This window comes from Wolbachia endosymbiont (group B) of Sphaerophoria taeniata (assembly GCF_947179355.1).
Taxonomy (GTDB): domain Bacteria; phylum Pseudomonadota; class Alphaproteobacteria; order Rickettsiales; family Anaplasmataceae; genus Wolbachia.
The window spans coordinates 486,779-501,692 of record NZ_CAMXAW010000003.1 but is presented as its reverse complement, the minus strand read 5'-3'; the positions used below and the strand labels follow the sequence as shown (position 1 = coordinate 501,692).

Genomic DNA, 14,914 nt, shown 5'->3' with positions numbered 1-14,914 from the left:
AATACATTTGCTAGTGTAAATAAGGTATGAAAGAATGAACATAAAAAACTCTATTTTTTCTTTTTATAGAGCCTGCTCCAAATCCTGTTGTTGGTTAATACAAAAAACACCGTCAAAATTATAAAATATGTCACTATTTTTAGCCCAAGTTTATGTCGGCGCTCCAGTTCTGGCTCTGCTGCCCATTGTAAGAAATTTACCACATCATATGCCATATTTTCAACTGTGGCTTGCCTTGTACCATCATATTCTACCATTCCTTCAGAGAGTGGTGGTGCCATAGCTAACCTGCCTGTTGAAAAATATGGATTAAAATATAAACCGTTCTCATCATGTTCACCGTTTTGATAACCAATTAGTAGTGAATAGACATAATTTGCACCATCATGTCTTGCTTTGACAATTAATGATAAGTCCGGTGGAATTGCTCCATTGTTGCTTGCTGCAGCTGCTTCTTTTGTATCAAAAGGTGCAATAAAATAATCCGAAGACACTCCCGGCCTATCAAACATTTCACCCAAATCATTCGGACCATCTTTAACTTGGTAAGAGGCTGCAATTTGTTTTACATCCTCTTCAGAAAAACCAACATCTTGCAAATTACGAAACGCTATTCTATTCATTGAATGGCAAGCAGCACAGACTTCCTTGTATACTTTATAGCCACGCTGAATTGACTCTCTATCGAAAGATCCAGTAATTCCATCAAAACTCCAGTCGATTTTCTTATTTGGTAAAGGTTTAAACTCCTCTGCAGACAAAGAATTAGTGAGAAGTAATATACAAAATACAGCAACTTTAACCAACAGCATCACTTCATCTCCGGAACGGAATCGCTTATTGTTTTTGGTAATTTTTTTGGTTTCTCATACTTACTAAGTAAAGGTAAAACTATCACAAAATATGAAAAATAATAAAGAGTTGAGAGCCTACTTAAAGTAATGTAAGGCTCCTTAACTTCTTGTCCCCCAAGCCAGGCAAGAAATGCAAAATTTATTGCAAAAACCCAAAAAAATTTCTTAAATAATGGGCGATAAGCACCACTTTTAACCTTTGATTTATCAAGCCAAGGCAAAAGAAACCACACTAAAATAGATCCAAACATGGTAAGTACACCAATAAGTTTATTTGGAATTGAACGCAGCATCGCATAAAAAGGTAAGAAATACCACTCTGGCACTATATGTACTGGAGTTACCATAGGATCAGCCTCTATATAATTATCAGGATGCCCAAGATAATTAGGGGCATAAAAAACAAATGCAAATAAAATTATAAAAAATAAACCAAAAGTTATGCAGTCCTTTGCTATATAGTAAGGATAAAAAGGAATGGTATCCTTATCTGACCTGACTTCTATTCCACTTGGATTATTAGAGCCAAACCTATGCAGAGCAACAACATGCAACATAGCTAAAGCGATAATAATGAAAGGCATAAGATAATGCAGCGCAAAAAAACGATTGAGCGTTGGATTATCAACAGAGAAACTTCCCCATAGCCATATAACTATTTTATCACCAATTAAAGGTATAGCCGAGAATAAATTAGTTATAACTGTTGCACCCCAAAAACTCATTTGTCCCCATGGAAGAACATATCCCATAAAGGCAGTTGCCATCATTGCAAAAAATATAAATATGCCAATAAACCATACCATTTCTCGCGGTCTCTTATAAGATCCGTAATATAATCCACGCATGATATGAACATAGACCACCATAAAGAAGAGCGACGCCCCAACAGCATGAGTATAACGTATCAGCCATCCATAACTTACGTCACGCATTATACGCTCCACACTATTAAATGCATGATCAACATGCGGAGTGTAGTGCATGGCAAGAAATATACCTGTTATTATTTGTAAAATCAGCGCTATACCAGCTAAAGAACCAAAATTCCAAGCATAATTTAAATTTTTTGGTACTTGATAAGAAGCAGTATGTTTTAGAAAAGAAAATATAGGCAGTCTATACTCTATCCAACCTAATATACCTTTTTCTTCTATTATTTCTTTTTTGCTATCATCTTCCATAACTTAAAGCTTTGTCATCTTAACTCATTGTATTGTAACAATTTAACGCTAATAAACAATAAAAAGTTTAAGTTTAAAGAGTAGATTTCACAAAAACAAGCACTCAAATTTGAGTGCTTGTTTTAAAGGGATTTTTGATGACATACACCTTTAGATATTGTTGAATTGCTTAATAAACTTCGAGGACATTGATCAAGTTTTTCAAACTTACTAAGTGCCGTCTCGACATTTTTTGCCATAGTGTGAAACTCTTTTTCTCTAATTCCTTCTATTGCAAAAAGCGAATTATTCAGTGGTTCTGAATATTTTTTCCCTGTAAATTGCTTGAACATTACATAACCTAACATGGCTGTTCCATACAAATTACCTCGTGAAAAATCTATTGAGCTTTCAGCTGAGTGGACAGCAGATTGCTGTGCAGGAGGTAAAGCAGGGGCACTCTGAAATAAGCTACTGAGTGCAGGCAGTTGTTGAAGTTCCCATCCAACTAAATACACTATTAATAAAAGAAGAAGGTCTTACTGCACTACTTGGTGCAGGAGTAATATCTTCTGAGTTTACATTGGCACTCTCTGCTTCTGCAGCAATTTCTTTTATCGTTTTGCCGGAATAAAATAACTTAACATAATCTGATGGTGTCTCGTTCCTTATATCTTTAACATTATCAATATCAGCACCATTATCGTATAACAATTTTATCATTTCAGGGCGTTTTGATCTAATAGCTAAATATATAGGTGTTTGCCCCTGTTCGTTTTTAACATTGACATCAGCACGATATTCAATAAGAAGCTCAACTATTCTTGAGTAGTTTTTTTCAATAGCAGCATGTAGGCATGAATTTTGTGAATAAGCAAGAAGATCAAATTTGCCATTTGGGCTAGCACCATGTTTAAGTAAGACCTCCACTTTTTCCGGACTATTCTTGTCTATAGCCCAACCTACAAGAGTGCGTTTTTCACCAGCATATGAAAAATAGCCACTAATGCTTGCCTTTTTATTGATTAAAAGCTCTATCATTTCTGTAGTGCCCTTTGTAACAGCATAGTATATAGGTGGCATACGAAAATAATCCTCAATATTAACATCTGCACCATTCTCAATTAAAAAATTCATCATTTCTAAATCTCGGTTACTAACAGCAATCGATAAAGGTGAGTTACCATTTCTATCTTTAGAATTAATAACATTAGTAGTATGTGTCTTTCCTTCTCTAATATACTCCTCAGCTTTTTGAAAATCACGTTCCTTTACTGCAGAACGTAGCCCGTCTCTCCATTTTTCAACTTCTGTTTTTGTAACCATAATCCCTCCTAAAGGATAAAACTTTTGATTGTATATCACATAATTTATGCATATACTAGTAAAATTTATATGTAAAGCTAAAGAAATTCCACAACGCAAGAGATTATTTATTTCATCACGTGCTACATTTAGTTTTCGTACAAAACATCATAAATCTCCTTAATTTCGTAGCAGCTTATTCCTAATATATAAGAGCTTAAACTTAAAGAGGATTATACGAAAATAAGCACTTAAGCTTGAGTGCTTATTTTAACTGATTTAAAGGGACTTTTGATGCATACCTTTAGATATTGTTAAATTGCTTAATGAACTTTCAGGACATTGATAAAGTTTTTTACACTTACTAAGTGCTGTCTCGAAGTTTTTTTCTATAGTGTTAAGCTTTCTTTCTCTAATTTCTTCTATTGTGAGAAGTGAATTGTCCAGTGTCCTTGAATATTTTTTTCCTGTGAACTTACTCATTGCTGCAGCAGTTAGTAGAATTATTCCATTACAATCAACTTGTGAAGAACTAATTGGGCTACGATCTAAGTGGTCAACAGATTGCTGTGCAGGAGGTAAAGTAGGAGCACTGCTGAATAAGCCATTGAGTGTGGCAGTGGTTACCCAACTAAATATACTATTAATAAAAGAAAAAGGTTTTACTGCACTGCTTGGTGCAGGATCTGGAGTATCACCAGCTTCCAATCCTATCTTAGTATTTGCTCTGGTGGAGGCTGAGAAAGGGTTCGCTGTACTACTTGCTGCATCTGGAGTATCACCAGCTTCTAATTCTAACTTAGTATTTATTCTAGCAGAAAGTAATAGTTCTGTACAATTATTTTTATGAAATCTTAACACAGCTAAGAATATTTTTTTTATGTCACAGCCATCACTGCAAAGACTTTCATAACCTGGAATAACCTCAAATGCTATTTTGCCATTTGTACTTCTAATATTAACATCAATATTATGATCAAGCAGAACTTTTGCTATATCTAATCGACACTGATAAAGTGCTAAGTGTAAAGCTGTAAAATTTTGCATTCCTTGAAAGCTAGTGTTGCCGTGAATACAATCAAATACAACTTTCTCCATATCATATGTTACAACAATGGATACGGAAGGAACAATGCACGCATCACTCACAGCATTAACACGAGCACCATTGTTAATCAAAAACTGCAATATCTTTGAGTTAGCTCTGTAAGTAGCAAAATGTATAGGTGCCATGCCATATTGCTTACCATTAATAATATCGTTTTGTACACCTTTAATCTTTGCCTTTCTAACACATCTTTTAACTTTCTCAAAATCAAGTTTGTTTATAGCAATAAACAATTTATTCCTTAACTCTTCTATTCTGTATTTTCGCATCAAATACCTCCTATAAGACAACGCCCTTGGCTTTGTATCACATGATTTAGTATTTACAAGTAAAATTTACAGAGAAAACAATAGTTAAAAATTAGGTCTTTAGCAATCTATCACGTGCTGCGTTTAACTTTTGTGCAAAATATTCCGAGCCTCCCTTGTCTGGATGGACCAGTTTCATTAAATTTTGGTATGCCTTATTGATTTCATTTTGGCTTGCCTCGGAATTCAGCCCCAGTATTTTTAATGCTTCATCTTTGGACATATTATCACCAGTGTAATTTTTGGTGTAACTTTTACTGCTGTTAAATTCGTTCAAAAACTTACTTAATATAGAGTTCATCATAAAACTTATGTTATTTCTCTTTGCCAAAAAGAGAAAAAATACAACAACGCTAGGTAAAACAAACGTGATTATTGTGAATATCAAAAAAAGGAAGAAGATGAATGACATGTATATTTTTTTATCATTTTATGATTAAATAGTAACAATTATAATTGTCATGGTAAATAACATGTTTATCCAGATTGAAGAAACACCAAACCCAAACACGCTGAAATTTCTTCCTGGTTTTGAAATTCTGAGCGAAGGAGAAACAGCTGATTTTTCAAATGCAGATGAAATAAAGAACTCCAAACTAGCAGTAAATCTTTTTCAAATAGAACATGTTGTAAGAGTATTTTTTGGGCATGATTTTATTTCGGTAACAAAATCAGATAGAATGAATTGGGATATAGTAAAGGTGGAAATTTTAACTACAATTATGGATCACTTTACTTCTGGTGGAAAAGCATTTGATAAAGAAGGAGTAAGTGATAATAAAATGCTAGAGGAAGAATTCTTTAATGAAAATGATATAGAAATTGTAAATAGAATAAAAGAATTGATGGAAAGTTATATTAAACCTGCAGTTGCTCAAGATGGTGGTGATATCAAGTTCCGTGGCTATAAAGACGGAATAGTTTACGTTGAACTGCAAGGAGCTTGCTCTGGGTGCCCAAGTGCTGCAATTACCTTAAAACAAGGAGTGCAGAATATGCTAAGCTATCACATACCAGAAGTTTCAGGTATAGAGACTATGCTATGACTAATCAAACAGTTAGAGGAACAAAAGATCTCCTGTTTGATGAATGGTACAAGTTTAAACACATAGAGCAAACAGCAAGCAGAATCTCAAGTTTATACGGCTTTTTACCTGTTCAAACTCCGATATTTGAATACACAGAAGTCTTTACAAAGACTTTAGGTGATAGCTCAGATATTATCACTAAAGAGATGTATACTTTTATTGATAAAGGGGGAAAGAGCATAACTCTGCGTCCTGAGTTCACTGCAGCTATTGTTAGGTTACTCATTGAAAAAAAACTGCAAACGCCGATAAAATTATTTTCAATAGGGCCTGCATTTCGCTATGAAAGACCGCAAAAGGGAAGACAAAGGCAATTTCATCAGATAAATTTTGAGGTTTTTGGCATAGAAGATCCAAAAGCTGATATTGAATTGATATCACTCGCTCAGCACTTACTAACTGAATTTGGCATCAATAAAAATGTAAAGCTGGAAATCAACTCTCTGGGTGATAGTGAAACAATAACTCAGTATAGAGAAGCTTTGATATCGTATTTAAAAAAGTTTCAAAATGACCTATCAGAAGATAGTCAAAATAGATTGATTAAAAACCCACTCAGAATATTAGACTCTAAGGATAAGACAGATAAAGAAATAATCTCTGACGCACCAAAAATCAGTGATTATTATACAAAAGAATCTTCATATTTCTTTGACCAGGTGTTAAATGGACTGCAAGCTCTTGGCATACCTTACACTGTAAATAGCAAATTAGTTCGAGGTCTAGACTATTATTGTCACACAGTATTTGAATTTGTCACAGAAGATTTAGGTGCACAAGGAGCAGTTTTTGCCGGTGGAAGATACGATAATCTAGTATCTTCAGTAGGTGGAAAACACACTCCAGCAATAGGATTTGCAGGGGGGATTGAGCGTATAATGGAATTAATCAACTATGCTGAAAAAAAAGAGAGGCCTATTTATATAATTCCAATCGGTGGAGAAGCTGAAGAACATGCTCTAACACTTGCAAGTGAATTACGCAGAAATGGTTTATATGTGATTTACGAATATAGTGGAACTCTAAAAACCCGAATGAAAAAAGCAAATCAAGCAAATGCAAAAGTTGTATTAATCTTTGGTGATGAAGAGCTAAGCAGTAAAACTTTAAAAATTAAAAATATGGACACGGGTGAAGAAAAAATGATTGCTCGCGATAAAACCGTAGAAAATATCTAATCAGAAGCAATAGGAGTGTTAGCTATAGAAGAAAATTCCTCTGCACAAGAATTTTTCATAGCATTTAATATATCATAATCTGTAAAATCTAATTTTATCGGTGTAATAGTAATAAAACCTCCTTTTATTTTATCTACACTACCACTGCCTGAGTGTTCCCGAGACCAATTTAAGCTCAAAGAACCATTTAAGTTTTCAGTAAAAGTTAAATCACCATCAATGTTATATTCACCTTGTTCAGCAAATTCGACCCCTTTCACTTTTTCTGTAGCAGGAAAATTTATACTCATCACTATATCTTTAGGCCAACCAACTTTCATTAGCTTGCTGATAACCTTTGGTGCAAAAACTTTTGTATTGTTCCAGTCTATTTTATCATGATAAACTTGGCTCAGCGCAATAGAAGGTATAGATCTTGCAGCACCTTCCATTGCAGCACCGATTGTGCCTGAATAACAAATATCATCTCCGACATTTGATCCAATATTTACTCCAGATAATATTAAGTCTGGTTTCTTATTCATAATTTTATTTAACGCGATAATAACACAATCTGCGGGAGTACCAGACACACTAAACTCCCTTTCACTATGTTGGTTTATTCTAATAGATTGTTTCACTGGGTAATCAAGAGATCTTGCAGATCCACTCCTGTCAGTATCTGGTGCCACTATCCATACTTCCGATGCAAAATTGTGTGCAATTTCTTTAAGTAGTCTTATTCCTTCACTTTCAAAACCATCATCATTTGTTATCAATATTATCATATGCAGCACTCGACTATCAAAGTATACTAATGAGGTTTGAAGTTTCTTTTCATAACCATAACAAAGAATCTGCTACAAATCAATAAGGAAAAATTAGAAGACGGCCAGATTGCCATCGTTTAGTTTGCTGTGAGTTAATTGTAAATACCAATTTTAGCTTCACGCCTAACTCACAATCAAAGCTTAGGCAAGTCTCAGAGCTCTAAGCAGCAGAGAATCTTGTATGCCCTGCAAAAAATGCTTTCATCTTTTCAAGATAAGTAGATGGTTCTGCAGGAACTTCTATCTCATTTATCTGATAAGATATTGCTGCATCTATGACTTCATCTGTTATTAATTCTCTCAGCCTTTGTTTTATTTGCCCTCTTCGAATATGTTCTCCATAGTCATTATAAAACTTCACATATAATTCTTTAAACACAAATTCTTTTATAGCATCTCTCATATGAGAAATTCCATCCTTTACTTCATCATTTGCATTGCTCAAATCCACTCCAGAACCTAGCGAATATAAGTCGTCAAACTTTTCTTTTAAAATCTTTATTTTAAAGTAGTGCTTATCTACAGATTGCTCAAGAAATTTTTTAGTAGCATTACCTGCCAACTCTCCTATTATCTGAGGTTCTAGTTGAGCTGCAAAATTATTTTCTGCTTCAAGGCCACTTAATGCATAAATGATACGATTAAGCATTCCAGGACCACATTGGCGATTACTTTCCTCAAAACGAACCAGCAATATGGATTTCAACAGCTCTACATCTGCATTTTGCTTTGTTGCTGCAATTAAAACTAAATTTATGGCCTGTGTTAATGTCAGTCCGGTTTTAGAATCTACCCATCTTACCCATTCTCCTTCTCTATAATTATCTACCTTCAAATAAGGTGCTATCAGTTCTTTCTGAGGATTTGTCAAACCTCTTATATAACTTTTAAATTCTTCATTCAGCTCGTTTGACGGACTACCATATTCTTCCTTTAATTTTTTGGCACACTCAATAACGCTTTGCTCAAAACTTCTAGTATGAACATTCTGATTACCAGTACCTACATCACTTACATTAAACAAAAAGCTCATTTGCTTTACACTTAAACCCAGAGGCGAGAAGAGCTTTATTAATGGATACTTTATTAACTCAAGAAGTGCTACTGGGATCAATAATATAGTATTAATAAGCACTAAACATATTCTAAGACCCAACGCTCTACTATTTGATAATGTTCTGCTAAGCTCTGATATCTTCGATGAACAATACAAAAATGGTAATTGGATACAATATATTGAGTATATAGAAAAAAATAAAATCTTATCTTTCAACCCTATTGTCGGGTCATTATATACTTCAGAAAAAATGTTATCATCACTATTTTCATTTTTGAAAGATTGATAGCTACTTGTAATCTTTTCTGTAAAAATAGAACAGAGCTTATGCAGTCCGTAGCACAAAACACAAGTGGCAAGTAAAACTGCAAGTGTTCCAAAAACAGCTAACACCTCACTTGAAGTTTTGGCAAGAAGGAATGCATAAAGCGCATCAATAAAGATCTCAAGTAAGTAGTCAAATAAAAAAATTGCTCCAATAGCAGCACCAACTAATAGAACATACCCACAAACAACCAAAAATGTTTTTAACCTCGGATTCATAAACCACTTCTTAATAACCTATTAATATACTTCTCATTATATGCTTAAATTAAAAAAATGCAAATTTTTATACAAAAAAGATCAATTGAAATTTTCGAGCTTCAGCTATATTGTTAATATATTCAGATAAAAATTAAACATTGTCGTGTCAAATAAAATAGGCTTTTTGGCTATTTTCGCCTTGGTGATCAGTAGCCAAATCGGCTCTGGAATTTTTATGCTCCCAATTAGCCTTGCACCATACGGCGCTTATAGCCTCATAAGCTGGGTTATATCAGGATTTGGTGCTATATCTCTTGCTTTAGTTTTTGCTTCACTCTGCGCAAAATTTCCAGAAACGGGTGGTCCTCATATTTATGTGAAACATGCCTTTGGCTCTACAGCAGCTTTTTTTGTTGGCTGGACATATTGGGTAAGCTCGTGGGTAAGCTCAACAGCTGTGACAATTGCAAGTATCGGTTATTTAGCCCCGCTTTTTCATAATGATATACAAGATATACGTTTGCTTTTAGAAATAACATTAATTTTAGCTATTATGCTAATAAACTTAAGGGGAGTAACTACTGCTGGGCATGTTGAGCTTCTGCTGACCATTGTTAAAATTATTGCACTTCTCGCAATACCTATCGCAGGGTTGTTTTTCTTTGATAAAAATAATTTTATTGTAAGCGAGGAAGTATCAAACTTTACAATATCACAAACTCTTGCTCGTTCTACACTCCTTACTCTATGGTGTTTTATTGGACTTGAATCAGCAACGGCACCTGCAGGATATGTCAATAATCCCTCTAAAACAATACCAAGGGCTATAGTGCTTGGAACAGTCTGTGTTGCTGTGATATATTTCATCAATAGTCTTTCAATTATGGGATTGATAAGTTGTAATGACCTAGCTAGTTCAAAAGCACCATATGTTGATGCGATAAAAATTATGTTTCCAGGTAATTGGCATTTAATTATTTCTGTTGTTGCCTTTATCGTTTCTGTAAGTAATTTAAATGCTTGGTTTTTAGCTGATGGACAGGTCACCTTAGGCCTTGCAAAAGACAAGTTAATGCCGCAATTTTTTGGCAAAAAAAATAAGCATGATGCTCCATTATGGGGAATAATACTCAGTACTTTGGGGGTGTTAGTTTTACTTATCCTAACGTCAAACAAAAGTTTTGCTGAGCAAGTAACTTCAATAATTGATATCTCTGTGGTGTCATTTTTGTTTATCTACTTAGCATGTAGCCTTGCTTTTCTCAAAGTTAATATACAAGACAAAAGCTACTGCAAATTTTTAATTGGAGGTGTGGCTGTATCTTTTTGCTGTTGGGTAATATACGAGACTTCTATAAAAACATTGTTAATATCAAGTCTATTCCCTTTAAGCGGAACACTTATTTATCTACTTTGGTATCATAAACTAAAAACTTAACTTAAATTTTTTAGTTGCTAAAATTCTTAAGCTATACTACTGGCTTACATTAATAGAATTAAGAGGTATTGTGTCAAATAAAATAGGTTTTTGGGCTGTTTTTGCTTTAGTCATTAGTAGTCAGATCGGCTCTGGGGTTTTTATGCTTCCAATTAGCCTTGCTCCATATGGCGCTTATAGCCTTATAAGTTGGATGATATCAGGAGCTGGTGCTGTGTCTCTTGCGCTAGTTTTTGCTACGCTATGTGCAAAGTTTCCAGAAACAGGAGGTCCTCACGTTTATGTGAAACATACTTTTGGTCCTGCTGCAGCGTTCTTTGTTGGTTGGACATATTGGGTAATCTCATGGGTTAGTACAACAGCTTTAATAGTTGTGGGTGTTGGCTATCTTACACCATTTTTCCATGAAGATATCAAAAGTATGCGTTTATTTTTAGAGCTGTTGTTATTTACAATCATTACATTAATAAATTTAAGGGGAATAGCTACTGCAGGGCACGTTGAGTTTCTGCTCACGGTTGTGAAGGTTGCTGTATTGCTTGCAATACCTGTAGTAGCGTTGTTTTTTTTCGATAGAAATAATTTTATCATAAGTGAAGAAATATTAAGTCTTACAACATCGCAAATTCTTGCCCGCTCTACACTCCTTACTTTATGGTGTTTTATTGGACTTGAATTGGCAACAGCACCTGCAGGGTCAGTTGATAATCCAGCTAAAACTATACCAAAAGCTGTGGTGCTTGGCACAGTTTGTGTTGCTGTTATATATTTTATCAACAATTTTGCAATTATGGGATTGATCAATGGCAACAATTTAGCAAGTTCAAGAGCACCATATGTTGATGCGATAAAAATTATGTTTTCTGGTAATTGGCATTTAATTGTTTCTATAGTTGCATTCATTTTTTGTGTTGGCAGTCTAAACGCTTGGGTTTTATCTAGTGGACAAGTTGCTTTTGGTCTTGCAGAAGATAGACTAATGCCAAAATTCTTTGCTAAAAGGAACAAGCATGGCTCTCCTTTTTGGGGAATAACAGTTAGTTCAATTGGAACTGCAATTTTACTAATTCTCACTTCAAACAACAATTTTGCCCAGCAGATTACGTCGATTATTGACTTTTCTGTAATTTCATTTTTGTTCGTTTATCTTGCGTGCTGTTTTGCCTTTCTAAAGGTTATTATACAGGAGAGGAGTTGTTATAAGCTTTTAATTGGTAGCATAGCAACAACCTTTTGTTGTTGGGTGATATTAGAAACCCCTGTAGGTACTCTGCTGACTTCGAGCCTGTTCACTGCAAGTGGCATACCCATTTATTTATTTTGGTACTGCAAAACTTCTGTGCAACAAATTCAGTAGTGAGAGATACACTTTAAATGGTTAATATTTATGGGCCAAGATTTTTTTTCTCTTTATCTACTTGTTCAATATTACCGTTCTCAAGTTTGCTACCTACTTCTTCTGTGCGTTTATTATCTATGTAGATCTCATTTTTTGCTTTATTAGAAAGACCTATTTGCGATTGCAGTTTTTTATACTCTTCTTTTTCAGGCGTGAAAATTTTCACTAAAAATCTTCCTATTATTGGTATTGAACTTAAAAAATCTCTTAATCCAAAAGATTCTTGCTTCTTGTTTGAAAGATGCTGGTCTATCTTAGAAATTTTTACACCATACTTTTTATCATCAAAATTTATCGCTGGCTTGCTTTTTTTCGAAAGAACATTTTGAATCTCTAATCTATTGACTTTTTCAGGCTTTTGAAATTCAGATACTGCAGGTTTGACCTTAGTGTCATCATGTTTTTTACTCATTTCATTCTACCATGCAATATTACTAGTGTCTTATAATTATAACTAAATTATGGTTAATTGCAAGGTAAAAATATTAAAGTAATTGTAAATTTTATCAGTAAAAATATAATATAGCTTTAAAATCAGAGGTTTATTTATATGGGATGTAAGATTGCAGTTATTGGAGCAACAGGAAGAGTAGGATATGAGGTATTGACCATGCTTGCTGAGTTTCAAAAAGAGGGAAAATTTTCGATAGATTCTGTTGTTGCTTTTGCATCGAAAAAATCAAAGGGAAAAAAGGTGAGTTTTGGTGACAAAGAGTTAACAGTTTTATGCCTTGAGGATTATGATTTCGTTGGAACTAATATAGCCATTTTCTGTGCAGAATCTCATGTTTCTGAGAGATACGTACCAATTGCAACTGAGGCTGGGTGCGTTGTGATAGATAACACTTCCTATTTTAGGATGAAAGAAGGCGTGCCACTAGTTATTCCAGAGATCAACAAAGATAAAATTACGGAATATAAAAACCATAACATAATATCTAATCCAAACTGTACTACAATACAAATGTTGCTGGCATTACATTTATTACACAAAAAAGCAAAAATAAAGAGAATCGTTGCTTCAACTTATCAATCAACTTCTGGTGTAGGTAAAGCAGCAATGGATGAGCTTTACAATCAGACAAAAAAAATCTTTATGAATGAAGCTAAAAAACCTGAAATATTTCCTAAGCAAATAGCATTTAATTGCATTCCTCATATAGGAGAGTTCATGGAAGATGGTTCTACAAAAGAGGAGTGGAAAATGCAAGAGGAGACAAAAAAAATTTTAGAAGAGGATATAAAAGTAACTGCAACTTGTGTACGAGTACCTGTTCTTGTTGGTCATGCTATAGCAGTAAATGTAGAATTTGATCAGCATATAACTGAAGAAGAAGCTCGTGAAATGCTCAGTGAAGACGATGGAGTTTTAGTACAAGATAAGCGCGAAGATGGTGGATATATGACTCAGATTGATGTTGTGCAAGAGGATGCCGTATACATATCGCGTATTAGACAAGACGATACCGTTAAACACGGATTAAATATGTGGATAGTAGCTGATAATCTACGCAAAGGTGCAGCACTAAATATAGTGCAGATCTTGGAGATCTTGATCAAAGAGCATTTATAGCTCAATAACTTAAATCTATATTGACATGTCCCATTTTACGCTTGTCCCTAACCTCTTTTTTCCCATATATGGTTAAACTAGCTTTTTCGTTGCTCAAATATTTGTGAGAATTATATATATCATTACCTATTATATTTTTTGTCATGCAAGGAAAGCGTAATACTACTTCCTGCATAGGTAATCCGCATATTACCCTCACCAGCTGCTCGAATTGACTAACGTTGCATGCATCCAAGCTCCAGTGGCAAGAATTGTGGGGTCTTGGGGCCAATTCATTAACTAGTAATTCATGATTTTGAGTGATGAAAAATTCAATAGCTAGAATTCCTACTACATCAAGCGCAGTTGCTATTTTCTTTGCAGTTTTTTGTACCTCTTGGGCTAATTTATTATCTATTTTAGCTGGTGCTATTGAAGTATTAAGTATTCCGTCAACGTGGTGATTCTCTGCTATAGGAAAAAAAGCTACTTTACCGTTTTTATTTCTTGCAACGACTATTGAAACCTCTTTCAGTAAATCAACACTTGCTTCAAGAATGTACTCTTTATTCCAATCGAAGGAAGCAAATTGCTTCAGTTCAGAATCATTTTCAATCACATATTGTCCTTTTCCATCATAACCCATTTCTGTTGTTTTTAGCCTCACTGGATAGCTAAAAGTTTCACTACTTTCTAGTAGCTGATTATAATTTTGTATACTTTTGTAATCAGCAGTTTTTATGCTTAAATCTCTAATAAAATCTTTCTCTCTCAGCCTATTTTGCGAAATGTGTAACGCCTTTTTGCCTGGATAAAAATCTGCGTGCAGCGACACAATATCAATTGCACTACATGGAATATTTTCAGACTCAATAGTGACTAAATCCACACTCTGTGCAAAAGATTCAAGTGCCCTCTTATCACAGAAGTCTGCTATTGTTAAATCATCAGCAACAGAACAAGCTGGATCGTTTTTAGCACTGGCAAAAATATGCGTTTTGTGCCCAAGTTTTATTGCAGCGATAGCAGTCATTTTACCTAATTGCCCACTTCCTATTATTCCTATCACTTTTTTATCCAGTGGATCTGTTTTGTTCATCATGTAGATTAATATTTCCTAGTTAGAGTAC

13 protein-coding genes and 1 pseudogene are annotated in these 14,914 nt (G+C 34.3%); 5 read left to right on the top strand and 9 right to left on the bottom strand.

Annotated elements, in window-relative coordinates; translation table 11 throughout:
* Window positions 1-50: 50 nt before the first annotated feature.
* From ONG75_RS06380 to ONG75_RS06355, 5 genes and pseudogenes are all read right to left on the bottom strand, one after another.
* Entirely contained in the window at window positions 51-812 is a 762-nt protein-coding gene (locus ONG75_RS06380; protein ID WP_264376048.1) for a cytochrome c1, read from the bottom strand.
* Window positions 812-2,038 (bottom strand): cytochrome b, encoded by a 1,227-nt coding sequence (locus ONG75_RS06375; RefSeq protein ID WP_264376047.1) that lies wholly within the window; start codon window positions 2,036-2,038, stop codon window positions 812-814. The genes ONG75_RS06380 and ONG75_RS06375 overlap by 1 nt, the downstream gene beginning before the upstream one ends.
* Before the next feature lie 122 nt (window positions 2,039-2,160).
* Window positions 2,161-3,343: pseudogene (locus ONG75_RS06365) on the bottom strand (ankyrin repeat domain-containing protein).
* Between the two features lie 258 nt (window positions 3,344-3,601).
* Window positions 3,602-4,699 (bottom strand): ankyrin repeat domain-containing protein, encoded by a 1,098-nt coding sequence (locus ONG75_RS06360; protein ID WP_264376044.1) that lies wholly within the window; start codon window positions 4,697-4,699, stop codon window positions 3,602-3,604.
* Window positions 4,700-4,790: 91 nt separating this feature from the next.
* Window positions 4,791-5,042, bottom strand: a complete 252-nt coding sequence (locus tag ONG75_RS06355; RefSeq protein WP_236607909.1) for a DnaJ domain-containing protein — start codon at window positions 5,040-5,042, stop codon at window positions 4,791-4,793.
* Window positions 5,043-5,211: 169 nt separating this feature from the next.
* Between ONG75_RS06355 and ONG75_RS06350 the strand changes: the two genes are divergently transcribed.
* Together ONG75_RS06350 and hisS are read left to right on the top strand one after the other, a co-directional pair.
* Window positions 5,212-5,784, top strand: coding sequence for a NifU family protein (locus ONG75_RS06350; protein ID WP_006015115.1), 573 nt, complete (start codon window positions 5,212-5,214; stop codon window positions 5,782-5,784).
* Complete coding sequence (gene hisS, locus ONG75_RS06345) at window positions 5,781-7,004, top strand: histidine--tRNA ligase (protein ID WP_064085321.1); 1,224 nt, start codon at window positions 5,781-5,783, stop codon at window positions 7,002-7,004. The genes ONG75_RS06350 and hisS overlap by 4 nt, the downstream gene beginning before the upstream one ends.
* Here hisS and surE read toward each other — a convergent pair.
* Both surE and ONG75_RS06335 read right to left on the bottom strand, forming a co-directional pair.
* Window positions 7,001-7,771 carry a 5'/3'-nucleotidase SurE gene (gene surE, locus ONG75_RS06340; protein ID WP_264376043.1) on the bottom strand — a complete coding sequence of 257 codons (771 nt, stop codon included), beginning with the start codon at window positions 7,769-7,771 and terminating at the stop codon, window positions 7,001-7,003. The genes hisS and surE overlap by 4 nt on opposite strands.
* 202 nt (window positions 7,772-7,973) lie before the next feature.
* Window positions 7,974-9,413 carry a hypothetical protein gene (locus ONG75_RS06335; RefSeq protein ID WP_264376042.1) on the bottom strand — a complete coding sequence of 480 codons (1,440 nt, stop codon included), beginning with the start codon at window positions 9,411-9,413 and terminating at the stop codon, window positions 7,974-7,976.
* Window positions 9,414-9,558: 145 nt separating this feature from the next.
* Here ONG75_RS06335 and ONG75_RS06330 point away from each other — a divergent pair, with 145 nt between their 5' ends.
* Together ONG75_RS06330 and ONG75_RS06325 are read left to right on the top strand one after the other, a co-directional pair.
* On the top strand, window positions 9,559-10,833 hold the full coding sequence (locus tag ONG75_RS06330) for an APC family permease (protein WP_029237623.1): 1,275 nt from the start codon (window positions 9,559-9,561) through the stop codon (window positions 10,831-10,833).
* A 70-nt stretch (window positions 10,834-10,903) separates the two neighbouring features.
* Window positions 10,904-12,190, top strand: coding sequence for an APC family permease (locus ONG75_RS06325; RefSeq protein WP_264376041.1), 1,287 nt, complete (start codon window positions 10,904-10,906; stop codon window positions 12,188-12,190).
* Between the two features lie 28 nt (window positions 12,191-12,218).
* Here the strand turns inward: ONG75_RS06325 and ONG75_RS06320 are convergent, their stop codons facing one another.
* A complete protein-coding gene (locus ONG75_RS06320) occupies window positions 12,219-12,644 on the bottom strand; it encodes a hypothetical protein (protein WP_015587974.1) in 426 nt (141 codons plus the stop codon).
* A gap of 138 nt (window positions 12,645-12,782) precedes the next feature.
* On the opposite strand from ONG75_RS06320, the gene ONG75_RS06315 reads away from it, so the two are divergent.
* A complete protein-coding gene (locus ONG75_RS06315) occupies window positions 12,783-13,805 on the top strand; it encodes an aspartate-semialdehyde dehydrogenase (protein ID WP_010402896.1) in 1,023 nt (340 codons plus the stop codon).
* Window position 13,806: 1 nt separating this feature from the next.
* Here ONG75_RS06315 and ONG75_RS06310 read toward each other — a convergent pair whose 3' ends face one another.
* Window positions 13,807-14,883, bottom strand: coding sequence for a 5-(carboxyamino)imidazole ribonucleotide synthase (locus ONG75_RS06310; protein ID WP_010402894.1), 1,077 nt, complete (start codon window positions 14,881-14,883; stop codon window positions 13,807-13,809).
* Window positions 14,884-14,914 lie beyond the last annotated feature (31 nt).

What these genes read in the sequence shown, in the direction of transcription:
- ONG75_RS06380 (WP_264376048.1), bottom strand. Translation starts at nt 812, where the DNA reads ATGCTGTTGGTTAAAGTTGCTGTATTTTGTATATTACTTCTCACTAAT.
- ONG75_RS06375 (WP_264376047.1), bottom strand. Translation starts at nt 2,038, where the DNA reads ATGGAAGATGATAGCAAAAAAGAAATAATAGAAGAAAAAGGTATATTA.
- ONG75_RS06360 (WP_264376044.1), bottom strand. Translation starts at nt 4,699, where the DNA reads ATGCGAAAATACAGAATAGAAGAGTTAAGGAATAAATTGTTTATTGCT.
- ONG75_RS06355 (WP_236607909.1), bottom strand. Translation starts at nt 5,042, where the DNA reads ATGATGAACTCTATATTAAGTAAGTTTTTGAACGAATTTAACAGCAGT.
- ONG75_RS06350 (WP_006015115.1), top strand. Translation starts at nt 5,212, where the DNA reads ATGTTTATCCAGATTGAAGAAACACCAAACCCAAACACGCTGAAATTT.
- hisS (WP_064085321.1), top strand. Translation starts at nt 5,781, where the DNA reads ATGACTAATCAAACAGTTAGAGGAACAAAAGATCTCCTGTTTGATGAA.
- surE (WP_264376043.1), bottom strand. Translation starts at nt 7,771, where the DNA reads ATGATAATATTGATAACAAATGATGATGGTTTTGAAAGTGAAGGAATA.
- ONG75_RS06335 (WP_264376042.1), bottom strand. Translation starts at nt 9,413, where the DNA reads ATGAATCCGAGGTTAAAAACATTTTTGGTTGTTTGTGGGTATGTTCTA.
- ONG75_RS06320 (WP_015587974.1), bottom strand. Translation starts at nt 12,644, where the DNA reads ATGAGTAAAAAACATGATGACACTAAGGTCAAACCTGCAGTATCTGAA.
- ONG75_RS06315 (WP_010402896.1), top strand. Translation starts at nt 12,783, where the DNA reads ATGGGATGTAAGATTGCAGTTATTGGAGCAACAGGAAGAGTAGGATAT.
- ONG75_RS06310 (WP_010402894.1), bottom strand. Translation starts at nt 14,883, where the DNA reads ATGAACAAAACAGATCCACTGGATAAAAAAGTGATAGGAATAATAGGA.